General features: G+C 41.7%; 12 protein-coding genes. 2 read left to right on the forward strand and 10 right to left on the reverse strand.

The annotated features are described in order from the left end of the window. Nucleotides 1-233: 233 nt before the first annotated feature. Nucleotides 234-2618, forward strand: coding sequence for a sodium-translocating pyrophosphatase (locus ABJF11_RS11635; protein WP_348120027.1), 2385 nt, complete (start codon nucleotides 234-236; stop codon nucleotides 2616-2618). A gap of 99 nt (nucleotides 2619-2717) precedes the next feature. Then, nucleotides 2718-3509, forward strand: coding sequence for a DUF3667 domain-containing protein (locus ABJF11_RS11640; RefSeq protein WP_348120028.1), 792 nt, complete (start codon nucleotides 2718-2720; stop codon nucleotides 3507-3509). Here ABJF11_RS11640 and ABJF11_RS11645 read toward each other — a convergent pair. The 10 genes from ABJF11_RS11645 to ABJF11_RS11690 all read right to left on the reverse strand — a co-directional run bounded on the left by ABJF11_RS11645 (nucleotide 3506) and on the right by ABJF11_RS11690 (nucleotide 16361). Beyond that, a complete protein-coding gene (locus ABJF11_RS11645) occupies nucleotides 3506-4216 on the reverse strand; it encodes a methyltransferase (RefSeq protein ID WP_348120029.1) in 711 nt (236 codons plus the stop codon). The genes ABJF11_RS11640 and ABJF11_RS11645 overlap by 4 nt on opposite strands. 24 nt (nucleotides 4217-4240) lie before the next feature. Further along, nucleotides 4241-5503: a tetratricopeptide repeat protein gene (locus tag ABJF11_RS11650; RefSeq protein ID WP_348120030.1), complete on the reverse strand. Its 1263-nt coding sequence runs from the start codon at nucleotides 5501-5503 to the stop codon at nucleotides 4241-4243. A 10-nt stretch (nucleotides 5504-5513) separates the two neighbouring features. After that, nucleotides 5514-6836 (reverse strand): AAA family ATPase, encoded by a 1323-nt coding sequence (locus ABJF11_RS11655; RefSeq protein ID WP_348120031.1) that lies wholly within the window; start codon nucleotides 6834-6836, stop codon nucleotides 5514-5516. Between the two features lie 222 nt (nucleotides 6837-7058). Beyond that, complete coding sequence (locus ABJF11_RS11660) at nucleotides 7059-7415, reverse strand: YciI family protein (RefSeq protein ID WP_348120032.1); 357 nt, start codon at nucleotides 7413-7415, stop codon at nucleotides 7059-7061. 29 nt (nucleotides 7416-7444) lie between these two features. Further along, nucleotides 7445-8710 carry a sigma-70 family RNA polymerase sigma factor gene (locus ABJF11_RS11665; protein WP_348120033.1) on the reverse strand — a complete coding sequence of 422 codons (1266 nt, stop codon included), beginning with the start codon at nucleotides 8708-8710 and terminating at the stop codon, nucleotides 7445-7447. Between the two features lie 25 nt (nucleotides 8711-8735). Further along, complete coding sequence (locus ABJF11_RS11670; protein WP_348120034.1) at nucleotides 8736-9305, reverse strand: HutD family protein; 570 nt, start codon at nucleotides 9303-9305, stop codon at nucleotides 8736-8738. Beyond that, nucleotides 9302-9850 carry a GNAT family protein gene (locus tag ABJF11_RS11675; protein ID WP_348120035.1) on the reverse strand — a complete coding sequence of 183 codons (549 nt, stop codon included), beginning with the start codon at nucleotides 9848-9850 and terminating at the stop codon, nucleotides 9302-9304. Before ABJF11_RS11675 ends, ABJF11_RS11670 begins: the two co-directional genes overlap by 4 nt. Nucleotides 9851-10094: 244 nt before the next feature. Continuing rightward, nucleotides 10095-10559 carry a hypothetical protein gene (locus ABJF11_RS11680; protein WP_348120036.1) on the reverse strand — a complete coding sequence of 155 codons (465 nt, stop codon included), beginning with the start codon at nucleotides 10557-10559 and terminating at the stop codon, nucleotides 10095-10097. An 88-nt stretch (nucleotides 10560-10647) separates the two neighbouring features. Continuing rightward, on the reverse strand, nucleotides 10648-13059 hold the full coding sequence (locus ABJF11_RS11685) for a hypothetical protein (protein WP_348120037.1): 2412 nt from the start codon (nucleotides 13057-13059) through the stop codon (nucleotides 10648-10650). 20 nt (nucleotides 13060-13079) lie between these two features. After that, a complete protein-coding gene (locus ABJF11_RS11690; RefSeq protein ID WP_348120038.1) occupies nucleotides 13080-16361 on the reverse strand; it encodes a peptidoglycan-binding domain-containing protein in 3282 nt (1093 codons plus the stop codon).

The following is a 16361-nucleotide window of genomic DNA, read 5'->3' on the forward strand; positions in this document are numbered from 1 at the left end:
GTGTAAAATACTCAATATTCCTGAGAGTTTTTTGATTCGATTTTTTTTCGATTTTATTATTAAAATAATCCATTAAAATGTAGAATTCAGCCAACCATAACTCGATATCATTCACTTAGCTACAATATTTTTTATTCTAGACTGATCTCTTATCTTTGCGCTGGTTTAAAAAAGAGGGCTTTTTCGCCCTCTTTTAATTTTAAATAAGAGTTTAAAAAATTCTAGGAAAAGATATGAGTAATTTGATTTATGTGCCAATAGCATTGGCCTGTCTGGGACTTGTATTCATGCTGATAAAAATGGCATGGGTTAAAAAACAAAGTTCGGGAAATGAGAAGATGCAAGAAATCTCAAAGAACATTAAAGAAGGCGCACTAGCTTTCTTAAGTGCTGAATACAGGCTCTTGGCGATCTTCGTCGTGGCTGCCTCTATCGCTTTATTTGGTATTTCTATGTTAGTAGAAACCACAAGTTGGATGATCATACCGGCATTTGTTGTAGGAGCCATATTTTCTGCTGCAGCTGGCAACATTGGAATGCGAATCGCCACAGAAGCCAACGCAAGAACTACTGAAGCCGCCAGAACTAGTTTACCTAACGCTTTGAAAGTTGCATTCGGTGGTGGTACAGTAATGGGATTAGGCGTTGCGGGATTGGCTGTATTAGGCCTTAGCTTGTTCTTCCTTGTTTTTGTAAATATGTTTATGGGCGCTGGTTCATTCTATGGTGATATGACCATGGTACTAGAGGCACTGGCAGGATTTTCATTAGGTGCTGAGTCTATTGCACTTTTTGCCAGAGTAGGTGGTGGTATTTATACCAAAGCCGCTGATGTAGGTGCTGACCTGGTTGGAAAAGTCGAAGCTGGTATTCCAGAAGACGATCCTAGAAACCCTGCGACCATCGCAGATAATGTAGGAGACAATGTAGGAGATGTAGCCGGTATGGGTGCTGACCTTTTTGGTTCTTATGTAGCTACAGTTTTGGCCTCTATGGTTCTTGGCAACTACATTATTAAAGACATGGCGGACGCCGGAGTCGTTCTTGATACATTCGGAGGAATGGGACCTATCCTTCTTCCTATCATGATTGCCGGAGTAGGAATTATCGCTTCTATTTTAGGTACATTTTTAATTGGTGTGAAAGACAACAACGCCAAAGAAGCGGATGTTCAAAGATCTTTTAACATCGCTAATCTTGCTTCTATTCTATTAACAGCCGTTGCTGTTTGGTTTTTGATCGATTGGATGCTACCAGAAGTAATTGTTGGAATGAAATTTTTCGGTGAAGGCACTAGAGATATTCTGAGTCGTCACGTATTCTACGCTACTTTGGTAGGTTTGACAGTAGGCTATTTGATCTCGGCGTTCACTGAATACTACACTGCTCTGGGTAAGAAGCCGGTGTTGAGTATCGTACAAAGTTCTGCGACAGGAGCTGGAACAAACATCATCGCTGGTCTGGCTACTGGTATGATTTCTACCTTCTCTTCAGTGATATTATTTGCTGCAGCGATCTGGGGATCTTACGAATTGGCTGGATTCTATGGTGTGGCGATTGCTGCTTCGGCGATGATGGCTACCACCGCTATGCAATTAGCGATTGATGCTTTCGGACCTATCTCTGACAACGCTGGAGGTATCGCTGAAATGAGCGAATGCCCGAAAGAAGTAAGAGAAAGAACTGATATTTTGGATACTGTAGGTAACACTACCGCTGCCACAGGTAAAGGATTTGCAATTGCTTCTGCTGCATTGACAGCACTGGCACTATTTGCTGCCTATGTTACTTTCACAGGTATCGATGGGATCAACATTTTCAAAGCTGATGTATTAGCTGCCTTGTTTATCGGTGGTATGATACCAGTAGTATTCTCTGCATTGGCCATGAAGTCAGTTGGTAAAGCCGCTATGGAAATGGTAATGGAGGTGAGACGTCAGTTCAGAGAGATTCCTGGAATCATGGAAGGAACTGGCACACCTGAATTTGCTAAATGTGTAGATATCTCTACCAAAGCAGCTTTGAGAGAAATGATGTTGCCTGGAGCATTGACCATCATCACTCCTATTATTGTTGGATTTGTGATGGGACCTGAGGCATTAGGTGCATACATGGCTGGTGTGACTGTATCAGGCGTACTTTGGGCGATCTTCCAAAACAACGCTGGTGGTGCCTGGGACAATGCTAAGAAGTCCTTTGAAGCTGGTGTAGAAATCAACGGCGAGATGACTTACAAAGGCTCTGACGCACATCACGCTGCGGTAACTGGCGACACAGTTGGTGATCCATTCAAAGATACTTCCGGGCCTTCGATGAACATCCTAATCAAACTGACATGTTTGATCGGATTAGTGATTGCGCCAATATTGGGAGAAGTATACGGTACTGGTGGACACAGCACCGAGACTGAAGTAATGATGATGGGATGCAAACACCAAGGAGCATGTACTGCTGCTTGCCATGCCAAAATGGAAAACAAAAAGGCTTGCAAGCCAGGTTGTACCAAGGCATGTTGTGCAAGCAAAGCCGAGCAGCCTGCATCTACTGAGTCCATTTCTGAAGAGACCACTGAGTCAACTTCAGAAGAGACAACTACTGAGGCGGAAGCTAAAGAGTAAAACTGATTAATTTAAGATATTAAAGCCCTGGCTTCCGAGTCAGGGCTTTTTTTGTACCCATTCTTTCCTTATACTTGATTGTCCAACTTCTTGTATCCAATGAAATCATGTATACAATGCGGCAAACCTGCCGATGAAAACTACTGTTCATTCTGCGGCCAAAATCAAAATATCCAAAGACTGACTCTTAAATCTTTCTTCAACGATTTCTTCAGTCGGGTCTATGGTCTGGACGGCGCATTTCCAAGGACTGTACTAGGACTGGCAATAAATCCGGCACGTGTAGCTAAAGAATACATCGAAGGGATTCGTGGTAAGTATGTTGGACCTGTAGGCTACTATTTTCTGATCTTCGCCATTTTCCTGTTGGTGGTACAATTCTCTGATTACACGCTAGATGATTATTTACCCAAAACTGAGGAGTATGCGGATTCTTTGATGGAAAATAATAATCCAGACCGTGTGCTGCAAGTCAAAGAACTTGCGTTTAGAGTCAAGCAAAAGGTGTTTAACAGTATACAATATGTGGCTGTTTTGATTGTTCCACTTTTTGCTATGTGGTGTGGTATCTGGTTTAGAAAATCAAAATATAACTTTATTGAAAATGCGGTTTTTGCTTTTTTTATTCACGCTCAGGCCATTATAATCAACATACTCGGATTTGTTTTTTTTGCAAATACAGGATTAAAAAGCAACACTGTGATCACGGCTCTCTCAGTCATTTATTACGTCTGGAGCATTAGTCATTTTTATGTAGGAAAAATTCAATTCAAGGCGATTATCAAAGGTGTTCTGGCACATGTATTCGCTTATCTCTGCTTCCTCATTTTGGTGATGTTCGTGGTACTTATTGGCCTTTTACTGACCGGAGGGTTTGAATTTACGGCCTAATATCTCAAGTAAAATGGGCCAAGCAGTGCTTTGAAATTTTCTGTATGATTGTTTCCCTCACGGATAATCAACTCTTCCACTTCAATCTCAACGCTGGTTCTGGTAATCAGCGAAATGATTCGAAACACTTTACCATTTGGTTGATTTCTGATCACAAGTGCTTTGGTAAAATTAAGGCCTTGTGATTTGACTTCATTTTCAAACAGTGAGCTTTCATAATCCGGATATAGGATATAAGCCTTACCCTGCTTGGCCAGTAGTTTATTCAGGGCTGCTGCCAATTTTTGTTTATCAAAACCCTGACTATCATGTTTGGCCAGGTTCTTCTCTCTATCGTCAGATTTGAGGCTATCGCTAAAAAATGGAGGGTTTACAACAATTAGGTCAAAAGGATCGAATTCGCTTTCTACATATTTAAAAATATCTGTCTGGATCACCTGCACCCGTTCCGGCCATGGTGAGGCGGCCACATTTTCACATGCCTGCTGTGCGGCTTCAGTATCCAGCTCTACAGCTTCTATCTTCACATCTGTACGCTGGGCAAGCATGAGTGACAGCAGGCCGGTACCACATCCTATATCCAAAATCCGCTTCTGGCTCTCTATAGGAATCCACGCTCCGAATAGGCATGCTTCCGTGCTGACCTTCATTGCGCATCTCTCTTGATTAATAGTGAATTGCTTAAACTGGAAGTAGGAGTTGGACATGATCAGGAATATTTACCATCCGGATTACTCTTGTGAATTTGCAAAAAACTGGTAGCCAATAAATCCATAAATCAGCCAGTTGAACATCCGAAGTGCTAAGCCTGGCAGGGTCACGGCGGTCAGAAGTAACAATGCACATCCGATCCCAAAGATGGTACCTGCCAATTTTAAATTTCTTTTACTTTTCTCCAAAGTGGCATTGGCAAACGAACTAATCACTACGGTCATGGCTATACCTGTGCACAGCATATAGATGCCAAGGTTTTGATATACGATCTGTTCATCATCGAGGGAGAAAAGCAGGACTGCACCTATTATTGCCCCCGTCATAAGTACCGCACAGATGTTGGCAGTTTTGATTTCATCATTCGATAGTACAAGTTTTCCAAAAGAATGAAATCGTAAGAAAATATTGGAAACCGGCCCAATGATCCAAGTTGAAATCGCAAAAATCATGTACAATACAATGATCAGTTCGGCCACCGGCGTGAGGGCACCTAGTTCGCCAGCATATTTATTCAGTCCCTGGATCAGCAAATATCCGATGATCACCACAGCCCATCTCATTTGAGGTTTTAGACCTTGCATCCAGAAGACATATTTCAAAAACAGTCTATAGAATAGGTTGGTAGCCTTGATGGTTTGTAAAATGCCATGTCGAGCAAACTCATTGTTTGGATCCAGCCTAAGTGCTTCTCTAAAATGATCTTTCGCTTGAGTATAATTTCCTTTCTGCAGTTCGCTGTAGCCCACAGAAGCATGAGTGTGTGGATTCATCGGGTTGCTCTTGAGCGCCTGATGATCTGCCTCCATCTGTTCTTCTTCGTGACCAAGCTTCAGTAGTGCACGACTTCGATGGTTGAGGCACATTTCATTTTCAGGATCTATTTCCAATCCAGCATTGGCAGCCTCCAGGGATTTTTCGAATTCGGCCTTTTCAAAAAACACTACTGCTTTCAACCCATGGGCTTCGGGCATCAAAGGATTGTAGGCCAGTGCGTTGTCCAAGAACTTCAGCGCTTCTTTTCTTTTGCCCAGAAGGGCTTGGGTCAATCCTTTGAAATATAATATGTCAGGATCGGACGGGTCAAGCTGAACAAGGTTATCTACAATCTTGTCCGCATTTTCGTGCTCTTTCAATCCAAGATGGGTCTGTGCTAGCAGAAGCAGCGCTGCGATACTTTCGGGATCTGTAGCCAGGTAGGATTGCACTTCTTTCTGCGCCTCGGCATATCTTTCCTGCTTGAGCAGATGTTCTGACTTATAAAGTGCTCTGTTAGCTTCCATCAATGGTTCGTTATTTTAGTTTGAGATAGGTTAGAATTTCGTCATATATGCCAGAGTCGTTCGCGTAGACAGCATAGTTCTTGGCAGTTTGAAACCACTCTTTTGTGCTTGGCTTCACTGTCTTCAGCGCGTTGGATAAGTCTTTTGTTATAAGTGGGGAGGGAGCTCCTTTTTTGATGGCTTCTTCGAGCTTCGCTTCTATGGCCACATCGATGCAGGCGTTGATATCTGCTCCAGAGAATCCATCTGTCAGTTTAGCTAGTTTCTGATAATCAATAGATTCGATTGGTTTGCCAGCCAAAGCAATGGTGAATATTTCAACTCTACTCTCTATGGATGGAGGCTGCACAAAAATCATTCGGTCGAATCGTCCCGGCCGGCGAAAAGCTGAGTCTAAATGCCATGGAGCGTTGGTAGCACCGACAACCAGGATACCGTCATTATCACTAGACATGCCGTCTAGCTCAGCGAGAAACTGATTGATTAGGTTACGCCCGGCACTGCTTCGGAGATCATTTCTATTGGCGCCTAGCGCATCGATCTCATCAAAGAAAAGTACGCATGGGGACATCGCTCTCGCTTTTTCAAATATCAGATTAAGTTTTTTTTCGCTTTGGCCAATATACATGTCCAATATCTCGTCTATCCCTACGGTGATAAACTGGGAGTCGATTTCTCCGGCTGTGGCTTTTGCCAAATAGGTTTTACCACATCCAGGCGGTCCATAAAACAAAATTCCTCCGCCTGTCTTTTTGCCATAGGATTTGTACAGGTCTGCGTGTTTTAGTGGATGAATGATTTTGAGGCTGATTTGCTCCTTTTCATAAGCCATGCCTCCTACATCCTTGAAGCTGATCTTGTCACTATTGCCGAAAATCTGATCTTCTATCTCGTCAGGGAACGAGGTGGAGTCACCATCGTCTTCCATTTGCTCAGGTTTGCGGATCAGCTTATCTTCGATTTCTTTATCTTCAAAATCCGGATTTTGAAGTTTGATTTTTTTATATAATTCTACAGCCTCCTCTAAATTATTTTCGGCCATATAGGCTTTGCACAAAAGCGTAGAGGCTTCCACATCGTCAGGGAGTTGCTTGAGCAGTTCTTCCAACACGATCACTGCAGTGCTAAAATTGCCGTTGCCAAAATAGCTTTGAGCGAGCCCAAATTTTGCTTTGGTATTGGATGGGTCCTTGGCAATGAGATCAAGACATTCAGACTGAAGGGCATCCCACCATTCATTTTTGATCATCGTATCCAGGATGACCTGCCTCAAAAACTCATTGTCTGGCGAAGCAGCCAGGGCTTCTTTTAGTTTGCGCAACTCTTCGTTCATAGCTAAAAATAAAATATCGATAAAGATAAGTGCAATGATTTTCTGACAGTGATTCTGAAAGATAAAAATTGAAGGATTTGCAGAATTCTTTTGTGAAATTAGTTCCGTGATTTTAAACCTTTTTTCGGTTAATCACATATCCAAAGATTGCCCGAGACGAAAAACAACAGCTTCATACTTGTACGGGTTTGAAGCTGTTGTTTAATTGATTGAAGTATTGTGCTAGTTTATTCCTTCTACATTCATAATAGGACGAATTTCCAGCCTCCAATCTCCGTCTTCAAATCTTGGATCTTCTTTTATCAGGCTGGATGCTTCTTCCAAATCATTTGCCTTGAGCAAATAGTATCCTGAGATGACTTCTTTGGTTTCGTTGAAGGGGCCATCTACAAATGAACCATTCTTCTTCGTTACCATTGTGCCTTCCATTTCTAGTGGCTGGGCGGCTTGCATATGACCGGACTCCATGAGCCTTTTGATATAGGCACCGACTTTTTGTACATGTTCTTGCTGCTGCTCTGGTGAGAGATTGGCTACTGGATTTCCTTCGTTTCGAATGAGTACCATAAATTCTTTCATAATTTGTTCTTTTAAAGTTTATATCCTCATTACAACTGAGTTTTAGAAATTAGGACAGCAGTCTCCAGTTTTTTATTTAAAAAAGTTAAATCTCGCTCATTTTGGCAAACTTCCAGTGCGGTTTTATAATGAACGATGGCCTTGTCAAGCTCTCCTGAATGAAGGTACAACTCTCCTATCGTAAGGTAAAGAAGGTGGTTCTTCTTTAGTTTTCCCTGACTCTTGAGCGCGAGAAGCTCTACTAAAGCAGGCTCAGTTCCAAACACTTTTGAGAGTACCACTGCTCGATTCAGTCTGATCACTGGTTGGTCTTCCAGTTTTAGCCAGGCGTCATAAAGTTTTAGTATTTCATGCCAGTCAGTCTCCGCCAGGCTAGGTGCAATGCAGTGATGTGCCGATATCCCTGCCATGATCAGGTAGCCGGATATTTTATCCCCTTTCTGAGCATTTTCTAAGTGGGCCAGTCCTAGATCAATTAGGTCTTTGTTCCACTTGGATCGATCTACCTTCTCCATTTCCAGCACCAGATTTTCTTCATTTATTCTGGCTTCGAAGCGAGATGCATTGAGATACATCAGCGATAGCAAGGCATGTCCATCTGCCAGATGAGTCATCATGGGGTGAAACACCACCAGCTTGGCGAGTCTGATGGCTTCGAGTGAAAGCTCAGTACGTACAAGCCGGCTTTTCTTGCTAGGAGAATAGCCTTCGTTGAACAATAAATAGATCGATTTTAACACGACATCAGTAGATGCAGTAAGTTTTATTGAATCCAGAGATAGTTCTGCGATTTTTAATTTTTTACGGCCTCTTACCAGTCTTTTATTGATGGTTTCGGTGTTGGTAAAGAATGCTGCGGCTATTTCGGCTGCACTAAATCCACAAAGAATTTTCAAAATCAGGGTTAATTGTACCTCTTCACCAATACCAGGGTGGCAGCAAGCATACATCATACGGAGCTGGTCATCGGCAATTTCTTCATCTGAGAATCCAACACTCTCCGATTCGTCTGAATCCATCATCTCGTTCAACAAATGTTTATACTTCTCGTGTTTTAAGATATTGAAAGTTTTGTTTTTGACAGTCGTATATAGCCAGCCAGCTGGGTTATCTGGTATACCGTGACGCTGCCAATGCTCTACAGCCGCTAGTAAAGTGTCTTGTACCAAATCCTCTGCGGTCTCAATGGGTGCGGTGCCGAGATATTTGGCTACCACGGCTACCATCTTGCCATATTCATTTCTAAAAAAATGCTCGGCCAATTCCTTTTCTGTATTTGAGACCGCTTTTGCCATAGAGAAATTGAATATGCCTGATTCCTTAGTTACTCAAGTTAACTGAGGCCTGGATAAGATCACATGCTTCATTACAAACAATTGCGACCTGGCTACCATTCCCATTTTCCACGACCAAACAATCGCCAGTTTCGATTTGATTTCCTTGATGTTCGGCTTTACCGGAATGCAGGTAAAACAATTCAAAATCAGATTTCAATTCAACGACTAATTCTACTTGATCAGAACCATGATGTGGCGTCAGCGTACCGGCAGCTCCCTGCTTGCACATCAAATTAAAATCAGTCACAACGCCCTTACTCGTGGTATCCCAGTCTCCTTGAAAAGTATCCTGCTCGAATGGAGCCATGGTAATAGAATGATGTCCTGCATGGTTCAAAGTCAGACTACCTTTCAATACCATAAGTGTCCTGGTGATATTTGGGAATGCAGTAAAAACGGTTTCTTCGGCTTCTACGGTAGCTGTGCTGATCCGAAACAAAAAATTTCGTGCTTGAAAGTCTCCCGTGGTTGGATAAATGAAAATCTCTGAACTGGTTCCGCTGGCCCAGAACACCTTCTTGGATGGGTCTGGCTTCAGGTGATGAATGGTCATTTCTTTTCTTTCAAATTTAGCACTATGAACTGACTCTTTGACATTTCATATCTTTTCACTTGCTGAGGAGAGCATATAATGCTTGGTGTGGTCTCGTATGTATTTTTATATTCAAACCCTGCTGTTTCTAATACCTTGACGGGTGCTGGATTAAATGCATAGGGTTCGCATCGTAGGGTTTCTAATTCGAAATGCTGGAAGTATTTCGGAATTGATAGTCTGACCAGATCTAGCCCATTACCAAATCGTCTATTCTTCTTTTCCCAAATATGCAGATGCATAAAAGCTTCTTTGCCAAATGTGATATTATTGATGTTGGAGTGGCCAATAGCCTCACCATCCACTTGCCAAATGACATAATAGAGTGACTTCTCTTCGAAGGGTTTGTCGAGCTCATCCTTTATACTTCTGATCCAGTCAGTACGAGCTGGTAGTTTGCTTTTGTCAGCACCCATACCACTAAGGTAGTCGGCATCCGCATTCATGAAGTAGTCTACTATTCGATCTACATCTGAAGCATTCATTTCTCGAATCGAGGTGATCATCCGGTTTTATTATTGAATTAAGACTTCATCTAACTTATTGCTAAATATAACAACAGTGTTTCTATACGGAGAAAGATTAGTGAAAGATGAGATTCTAACGTTTTGAAAGGAGGGTGATCAATGAAGTGCTAAGCCATCCCTGTTTTTTCAAAGCATGATTCTTCATCTGCAGTTTGCAGCTGCTCAATATTGGGATAATGAGCGGGTTTCTGTATTGGCTAATATTAGATAGGAATGGGGTTTTTCATAATTTGTGTATACTCCTGAAGGTCTGTCTTCCATTACCCAGATAAGTAAATTGGATCTTGTTGTCCTTAAAATTCTGATTGACGACTTCCAAAGCTTTACTGACTGCAAGTGTGCCTTCTGACCAGCATTCGAAGAATTTTTCAGCGTATTGGGTCATGTGCTCAATGGGTATTGTGCCGTTCGCAGCGATGACGGTACGGACGCCAGCCTTTTTTACTGCGGCGGCTATCCCAGATTCGATTCCATAGCAGGTGTTGAGAAATAATAGGCGCGGCTTGTAATGGTGAGATCGTGTAATCAAGTCTGACAAAATAAGTGGTGAAAGTGTATTCCCATCTGCCAGCTTAATGCCACTCTTCTCATTGCTGTGGCCAATTAGATAAAGTATGTCGGATCTGAAGTTTAGCAATGACGCATCCCCTCTCACAATTTTTGCCTCAGATTCAAAGTTTGGAAACATACTTTGAAGCCTATTGAAATGCAAAGGAACCGTGGGGCCGTGAGGCCAGTGAAAGTAGAGCATGCTTAGCATAGGATTTTAATACACATCAGAAGCCCGGTTCACAGCATGGGCCTATTCTAATGGTGGTGTTCAATCCACGGTCGCAATCCGTATGAGGAACCAAACCATGATGAATAACCGTATTTTGATTGGTTATGCTATCAGTGGCATCTAATTCTACCAGGTTTACATATTCCACCATTCTTGGACTCTTGTATATCCTATTGACCCAAAACACTTCTTTGGTTGCTCCTGAACCTATTGTTTTGGTTTTTGTAATAAGATTGATTGCAGAGTTAATTGAAATTTCTGACAATAATTTCAATTTTCCTTCCACAGTATATTGTTTGATACCAGGGCTATCCATGAGAAAATCCTTTGGTTTTTCAGCTATTATGTCGTCAATTTCCCTATCCTCAGGCGCTTTTCCCGACGGGCCAATAACCTCCAGATTTGTTGCCAGTATATACGAAGCAGTTTTCCTGAATAGCCATTTTGTACTATCATATGGTTTATTAATATTTTTTGCATCCGTTTTTGTTGAAACCTGATATAACGGATCAGGTTGTCCGTCACTCAATATGGCAATCTTAACAGGGTATCTGTCATAACCTGGTTCTTTGGTTAGATCACGGATTATATCCTGGTCGATAAGGTCGTCTAGACACTCTACGAAGGGAGTGTATAAACTGGACTTCTTTGTGTTTACCATTCTTAACTCCTTGGTCAACATATCCTTGATAAATTTATCACGTTTAGCCTTGCTTATCTTAATCTTTTCTGTTTTTGTGTCATCCTTCCATTGTTCCGGTATCAACCATTTCCCATCAGTTGTCAAGAACTTTGCATCAATCTTTTTTTTTGTATCCGAAAAACCATCATTGATATTTTTAATGTGAATTCTGACTGTAAAATCATGACGCGGTTTTTTTTGAGCCATATTCCGATACTCTGATATCTTAATTTGTTTGGTTGTACCAGGCCCCTTTTCCATCAATTCATCAGGCGGTGTGTCATCATTCCATCTGATTAACCTGAAGCCTATGTACTTTTCTTCTACCTCCTCATCATTCATCCATTTATCTACCTGCTTTTTTACCTCTTCTATATATTTGGTCTTTTTACCTGAAATGGATGCAGAATCATCAATAAGGATCATGTAATACCCTTTTTTTAGTTTGACCCGATTGAGCATTGTCACACCAATTTGATTCACCTCCGGCCCCGCGTTTCCTGCTGCAACAGTGATGGCATCCACAATCAATAAATGATGGTATTTCCCTTTTTCAATAAATCCCAGGTGAGGCCCAGGCCTGCTTCTTAGTACTGGTGTACTACCTGACCCAACAACGGCACCTACATACATCCATTTTGGTGGAATCCTATCAGAACAGACAAAATCACCGTCTTGTAGATCATGCGCTGCAACAAGATCAGCAGTTAGTGAATTAGACCTGGGACTTGCAGTGCCAGTAAAAATTATATCACTATAGTTTATCCGCTTAGGCTTTAGCTGATTGAACCCTCCAGATGCGGAATTATCAACACATGTATATCTTCGATCGGTACCAAGTCCATCGGCCACCTTTTCAAGTTTAAGATTTCCACCGGATGTCTTGACTTCATATACTGGGTACAAGGCAGCATCAGGGGGAAGCGCCACGCTATGATCAAATGGAAGGTCGTTTGGATAAACCCAAACATCTATCCATTCGCCAGTAAAATCTTCGGTTAGCCGGACTTCGTTCATTCTACCACTTGTGAAACCACAATCGAATCCCATTGCCAACCATCCATTATCTCCTATTTCATAATAGGCTGCATATTCCTCATCCATTATTGTTCGGGTATTGGCAACGACAGCACCATCCTTATAGGCTTTCAAGATCATATTTGGGATCAAAACCATATATGGAGCATTTACTGCTGGTGCAATAATATCATTACATGGAAATTTTCTAGACTGTCCTGTACATTGACCAACAACCTCGTTTTCTTCGTTGTTCAACCAACCAACCAGTTTCCCATCAACATTTAAGTGTTTGTTGAATATCTTATTGAAGGGGGCTTCGTCCTTTAAATCTCTGTTGGCTTTCTTAAATTCTTTTAATTTTTCGGCTTGGTATTTTTTTATTTTTTCCTTTTGGACTTTACTCCAAACAGTAGATGAAAAGAGTAGGTTTTTGACGTCGGTGGCACTTAGGGAAATAGGATGGCAACCGGGCGTATCGTTGTTCAAAGCTTTCATTTTTAGGATTACTTGGGCACTCAATTTATTCTCCGGCCATGTGTGATTTTTGGCCTTCAAAATTGCCCTCAACAATGCGTACAGCCCATTGAACCCGAGTCCATGTTTTCCCCTGTCATAAACCCTTACCTGAACAATTTCCTCTGCCTCAATAATTAGCTCGGTAGCCTTTTTTTTGCCTTTTCCAGTTGCGATCAATATACTTCCCATGATAGTTTTTGAGTTTGTGTTTACAGCCCGTATTTGCTTCTGAGGGCCCGCATTAATTCATCCAATTCCCCTTGGTTATCAACATCATGAACGTAGACGGTCCAGCCATTGACTGGTGCAATACCAAAACTATGTAAGTCGGGCCTCTCGGTTTTGGGATAAATATTATATCCAATAAGTTCTATTATCCCTTCACCTCCCGTTGTTGGAATTGTAGGTAGGGTTCTGGGGTTTTCATCTGCCGTAAACCGAAAAGATCCAAGGTGTTGATTTGGTGCGGGAGTTGCGATAACTGGGTCCCAATTACTTTTCTCCGTTCGCGTCCCATCTCGTTCGACTAAATATAGCTTTCCTGATTCTTCCACAATCGTTTGTCCAGATTGTAGTGTAACAATGTTCCCACTGGCGTCTGTCACCACAAGATTTCCACTTGCATCAATCATTTTGGCCGTTTTCGTGCCATTCCCATCAGTAATCAGTATCAGTACTTTCGTAATTTTACGCTCAATGTTATTAGTTCTATCCGCTGTTTGAATTTCACTTTCTTTTTTCAGCAGGTCTGTGGTAATTTCCTGCATCGCCTGTCCTAAAGGGGTATAATCGGTATATGGTTTAGTAATATCTTCTGCTTCTGTAACCAGCTTTTGTTTAATGCTTGCAGAGGCCGGGCGCTGCACCAATCTTTTCATTTCAAATACATTGTTATCATGTCTTGTGGGCGTAACCGGGAATTCCATGGGTTCACGGTTAATAAAATTAGGGATGAGTGGCTTTATTATTACCGGCCATTGACCATTTGCCGGGTTGTATGGATTGTAGTGAAAGCCCCAGTATTCAAAAGATTCCAGTTGGGCAAGGACATCTTTAGGATCGGGTGTAAACAGATTATGGGCGACTGATTTTAACGCCCTGGTATATAGACGTTGCGGAATAGGGGCCTGAAACCTAACTCCACTTCGTTGAGGAACATTATTTTCTCTTTCAACCCTACTCCGTTCCCTGTCATCCATACTGCCACTTCTGTCAATGGCCAGAGCAAGTACCACTGGTGAATATTCTTTCTGAAGTCCTTTAGCTCCAGAAATATCAAACCCAGGTTCAACCGTACTATCCTGTGCTGGTCCATGATCGACAATTCTAACCCAGTTGTAACTACCTGGGTCACTCACTTTATACGCCCGATAATCATTTTCCTCTTGAGTTGGGTTTGGCTGATTTGAGACCAACCTCATGCTATGTTGAAACACCCTTCTTTGGGCCGATTCGGATGCAGGTATACCTCTTATGATGTTGCGTTCAACCGCATTTTCCATATTAGCCTTGGTCACAGTAATTTGGCCTTGATTTCCACTGAACCCTTTAAGGAAATAGTCATTTCGCATAAGAAATCTATACCATTGATTGGTGTATGTTTTGCTGTTGGACTTGTACTCTGAAATGTTATGGCCAAAATCGCAAGAATATTCTTCCTGAAGGGCACCAATCTCTGGCCTCAACTTTACCAAAGGATGAGTGTTAATAAAATTCTGTGTTAAAATGGTACTTCTTGGAAAATTGAACTTGAGAATTAGTAATCCGTAAATCCCAATAGAGAGGCGTTCTCTATTCTCATTGAATAACGTTGGCATGTTTGTGGCTACGGTACGTCGTCCTCCGTTGTTATTATTGCCAGGGACCAAAACAGCGATTATTGGTGGAGAATAATCATAATAAAAACTGGAGTATTTGCTTGCCTCTATAACGATCCTGTCCGGAAGATCTTCAAAATCTTCATTTGTTGACTCGACTTTGCTGTATCCCTCTTTAGTTTCTATATAAATAAACATTACTGGACTACCATTATTGAATTTATCAGCCTGTTCCAAAATAATATTCCCCAGGTTATAGCCTGTAGCAGCCGGTTTAATCGATCCATCTTTATAGATGAATTTAATTACCGCACCTTCCGGAGGAAACTCTAATATTTCGGTAGACCCTTCAATCAATTCTCGTTTGATCAGCAATGGTATTCTTAGAGTCACGGGTTCAGTTGTAGTCAAGTTTTTTGATGAAGCATCCGCCATCAGGAATCCTTTGGCCTTCATTTTTTGAGCATTCTCCTGCACGTCAAAGGCCGCTTTGTCTGCCATTCTGATCCTTAAGACGTTTTGCTCTGTTTGCAAAAAAGATTTTACAAATTCTTGCTGGGTATCCGAATCATAATCTGATGATGTATAATCAATATCAGCATACTCCTTTGATTTACTTGGCTGATATAAAACAGCTCCCATTCCCAGTTGAGGAGGTTTTCCTATTGCTGGAGTAGATGGCGGTGGAGTAGGTGGCGGTGGCAAAAGACCATTCCTTTTATTGAGCTGTTTTATAGTTATGAATTTCTTTCTACTGCTTCCGACGACCAATTGTTTTTTGCCCCACTTATATAGGACTTTAATCGTTTCCTCCTTGGCCCAATTGAGTTCGGAGGGATCTACATTTATTTTCCCTTGCTCCGTTGGGTCATACATAATTCCCATCCATGGTGCCCCGTAAAATTGTCCCCAAGTGTCAGAATATGTATTCCATATTTTTTTATAGGACTTATTCAATTTTCCATCAATTATTTTAGGGTTGATCTCTTTCCCCTTATCATCTAATAACTCTTTCAATCTTTTAGAGGCCAATGTCTGGAAGAGTTGAATGATCTTTTTCAGTTCTACAGGATCGGGAGTTTTATTGACTAATTTGATCAAACCTGGGCGTGACGTACCTGAAGAGTCTGATAACTTTATTTCCAATGCTCCCAAATTATTCGATTCACCAAGCACACCATCCCCTTCATGTGTTTCCACAAGTTCAAGCTCATAAATTCCTGAAGGAAGATTGTCCATTACCGCCTTGCCAGAATCTCCTACGAGTAGGTAGTAAACTCCAGCTAAGACTGGGACTTGGAAACCAAATTTCCCAAAAGCATCTGATAGTGCCAAAGTGTAGGCTTCATCAGTTGCAAATCGAACTCTTTCAGGAAAAGGTGGGCGAACCATAGTCTCGGGATTGGGTGGCAATTTTGCCCTTAGCAACTCATCCATTTTCTTCCAAACGGAATAGTCTACTTTTTCTGACGGGCTAGACAAACCCATCACATCTTTTTTGAAAGCCTTGACGTGATCAGTAAAAGGTGATTCGAATTTACCTCCAACTGTACCACTTTTATAGCCCAGTAATTTCAACCAGATCTGTAGGGTCACTACATAGATGCCTTCTGCATTTTCGCTTAATTCCTTCACTGAGGTAGGAACCTTCGGTACTAATTCTTTCAAATCCAT

This window comes from Reichenbachiella sp. (genome assembly GCF_039941815.1).
Lineage (GTDB): Bacteria > Bacteroidota > Bacteroidia > Cytophagales > Cyclobacteriaceae > Reichenbachiella.

What these genes read in the sequence shown, in the direction of transcription:
- ABJF11_RS11635 (WP_348120027.1), top strand. Translation starts at nt 234, where the DNA reads ATGAGTAATTTGATTTATGTGCCAATAGCATTGGCCTGTCTGGGACTT.
- ABJF11_RS11640 (WP_348120028.1), top strand. Translation starts at nt 2,718, where the DNA reads ATGAAATCATGTATACAATGCGGCAAACCTGCCGATGAAAACTACTGT.
- ABJF11_RS11645 (WP_348120029.1), bottom strand. Translation starts at nt 4,216, where the DNA reads ATGTCCAACTCCTACTTCCAGTTTAAGCAATTCACTATTAATCAAGAG.
- ABJF11_RS11650 (WP_348120030.1), bottom strand. Translation starts at nt 5,503, where the DNA reads ATGGAAGCTAACAGAGCACTTTATAAGTCAGAACATCTGCTCAAGCAG.
- ABJF11_RS11655 (WP_348120031.1), bottom strand. Translation starts at nt 6,836, where the DNA reads ATGAACGAAGAGTTGCGCAAACTAAAAGAAGCCCTGGCTGCTTCGCCA.
- ABJF11_RS11660 (WP_348120032.1), bottom strand. Translation starts at nt 7,415, where the DNA reads ATGAAAGAATTTATGGTACTCATTCGAAACGAAGGAAATCCAGTAGCC.
- ABJF11_RS11665 (WP_348120033.1), bottom strand. Translation starts at nt 8,710, where the DNA reads ATGGCAAAAGCGGTCTCAAATACAGAAAAGGAATTGGCCGAGCATTTT.
- ABJF11_RS11670 (WP_348120034.1), bottom strand. Translation starts at nt 9,305, where the DNA reads ATGACCATTCATCACCTGAAGCCAGACCCATCCAAGAAGGTGTTCTGG.
- ABJF11_RS11675 (WP_348120035.1), bottom strand. Translation starts at nt 9,850, where the DNA reads ATGATCACCTCGATTCGAGAAATGAATGCTTCAGATGTAGATCGAATA.
- ABJF11_RS11680 (WP_348120036.1), bottom strand. Translation starts at nt 10,559, where the DNA reads ATGTTTCCAAACTTTGAATCTGAGGCAAAAATTGTGAGAGGGGATGCG.
- ABJF11_RS11685 (WP_348120037.1), bottom strand. Translation starts at nt 13,059, where the DNA reads ATGGGAAGTATATTGATCGCAACTGGAAAAGGCAAAAAAAAGGCTACC.
- ABJF11_RS11690 (WP_348120038.1), bottom strand. Translation starts at nt 16,361, where the DNA reads ATGGATTTGAAAGAATTAGTACCGAAGGTTCCTACCTCAGTGAAGGAA.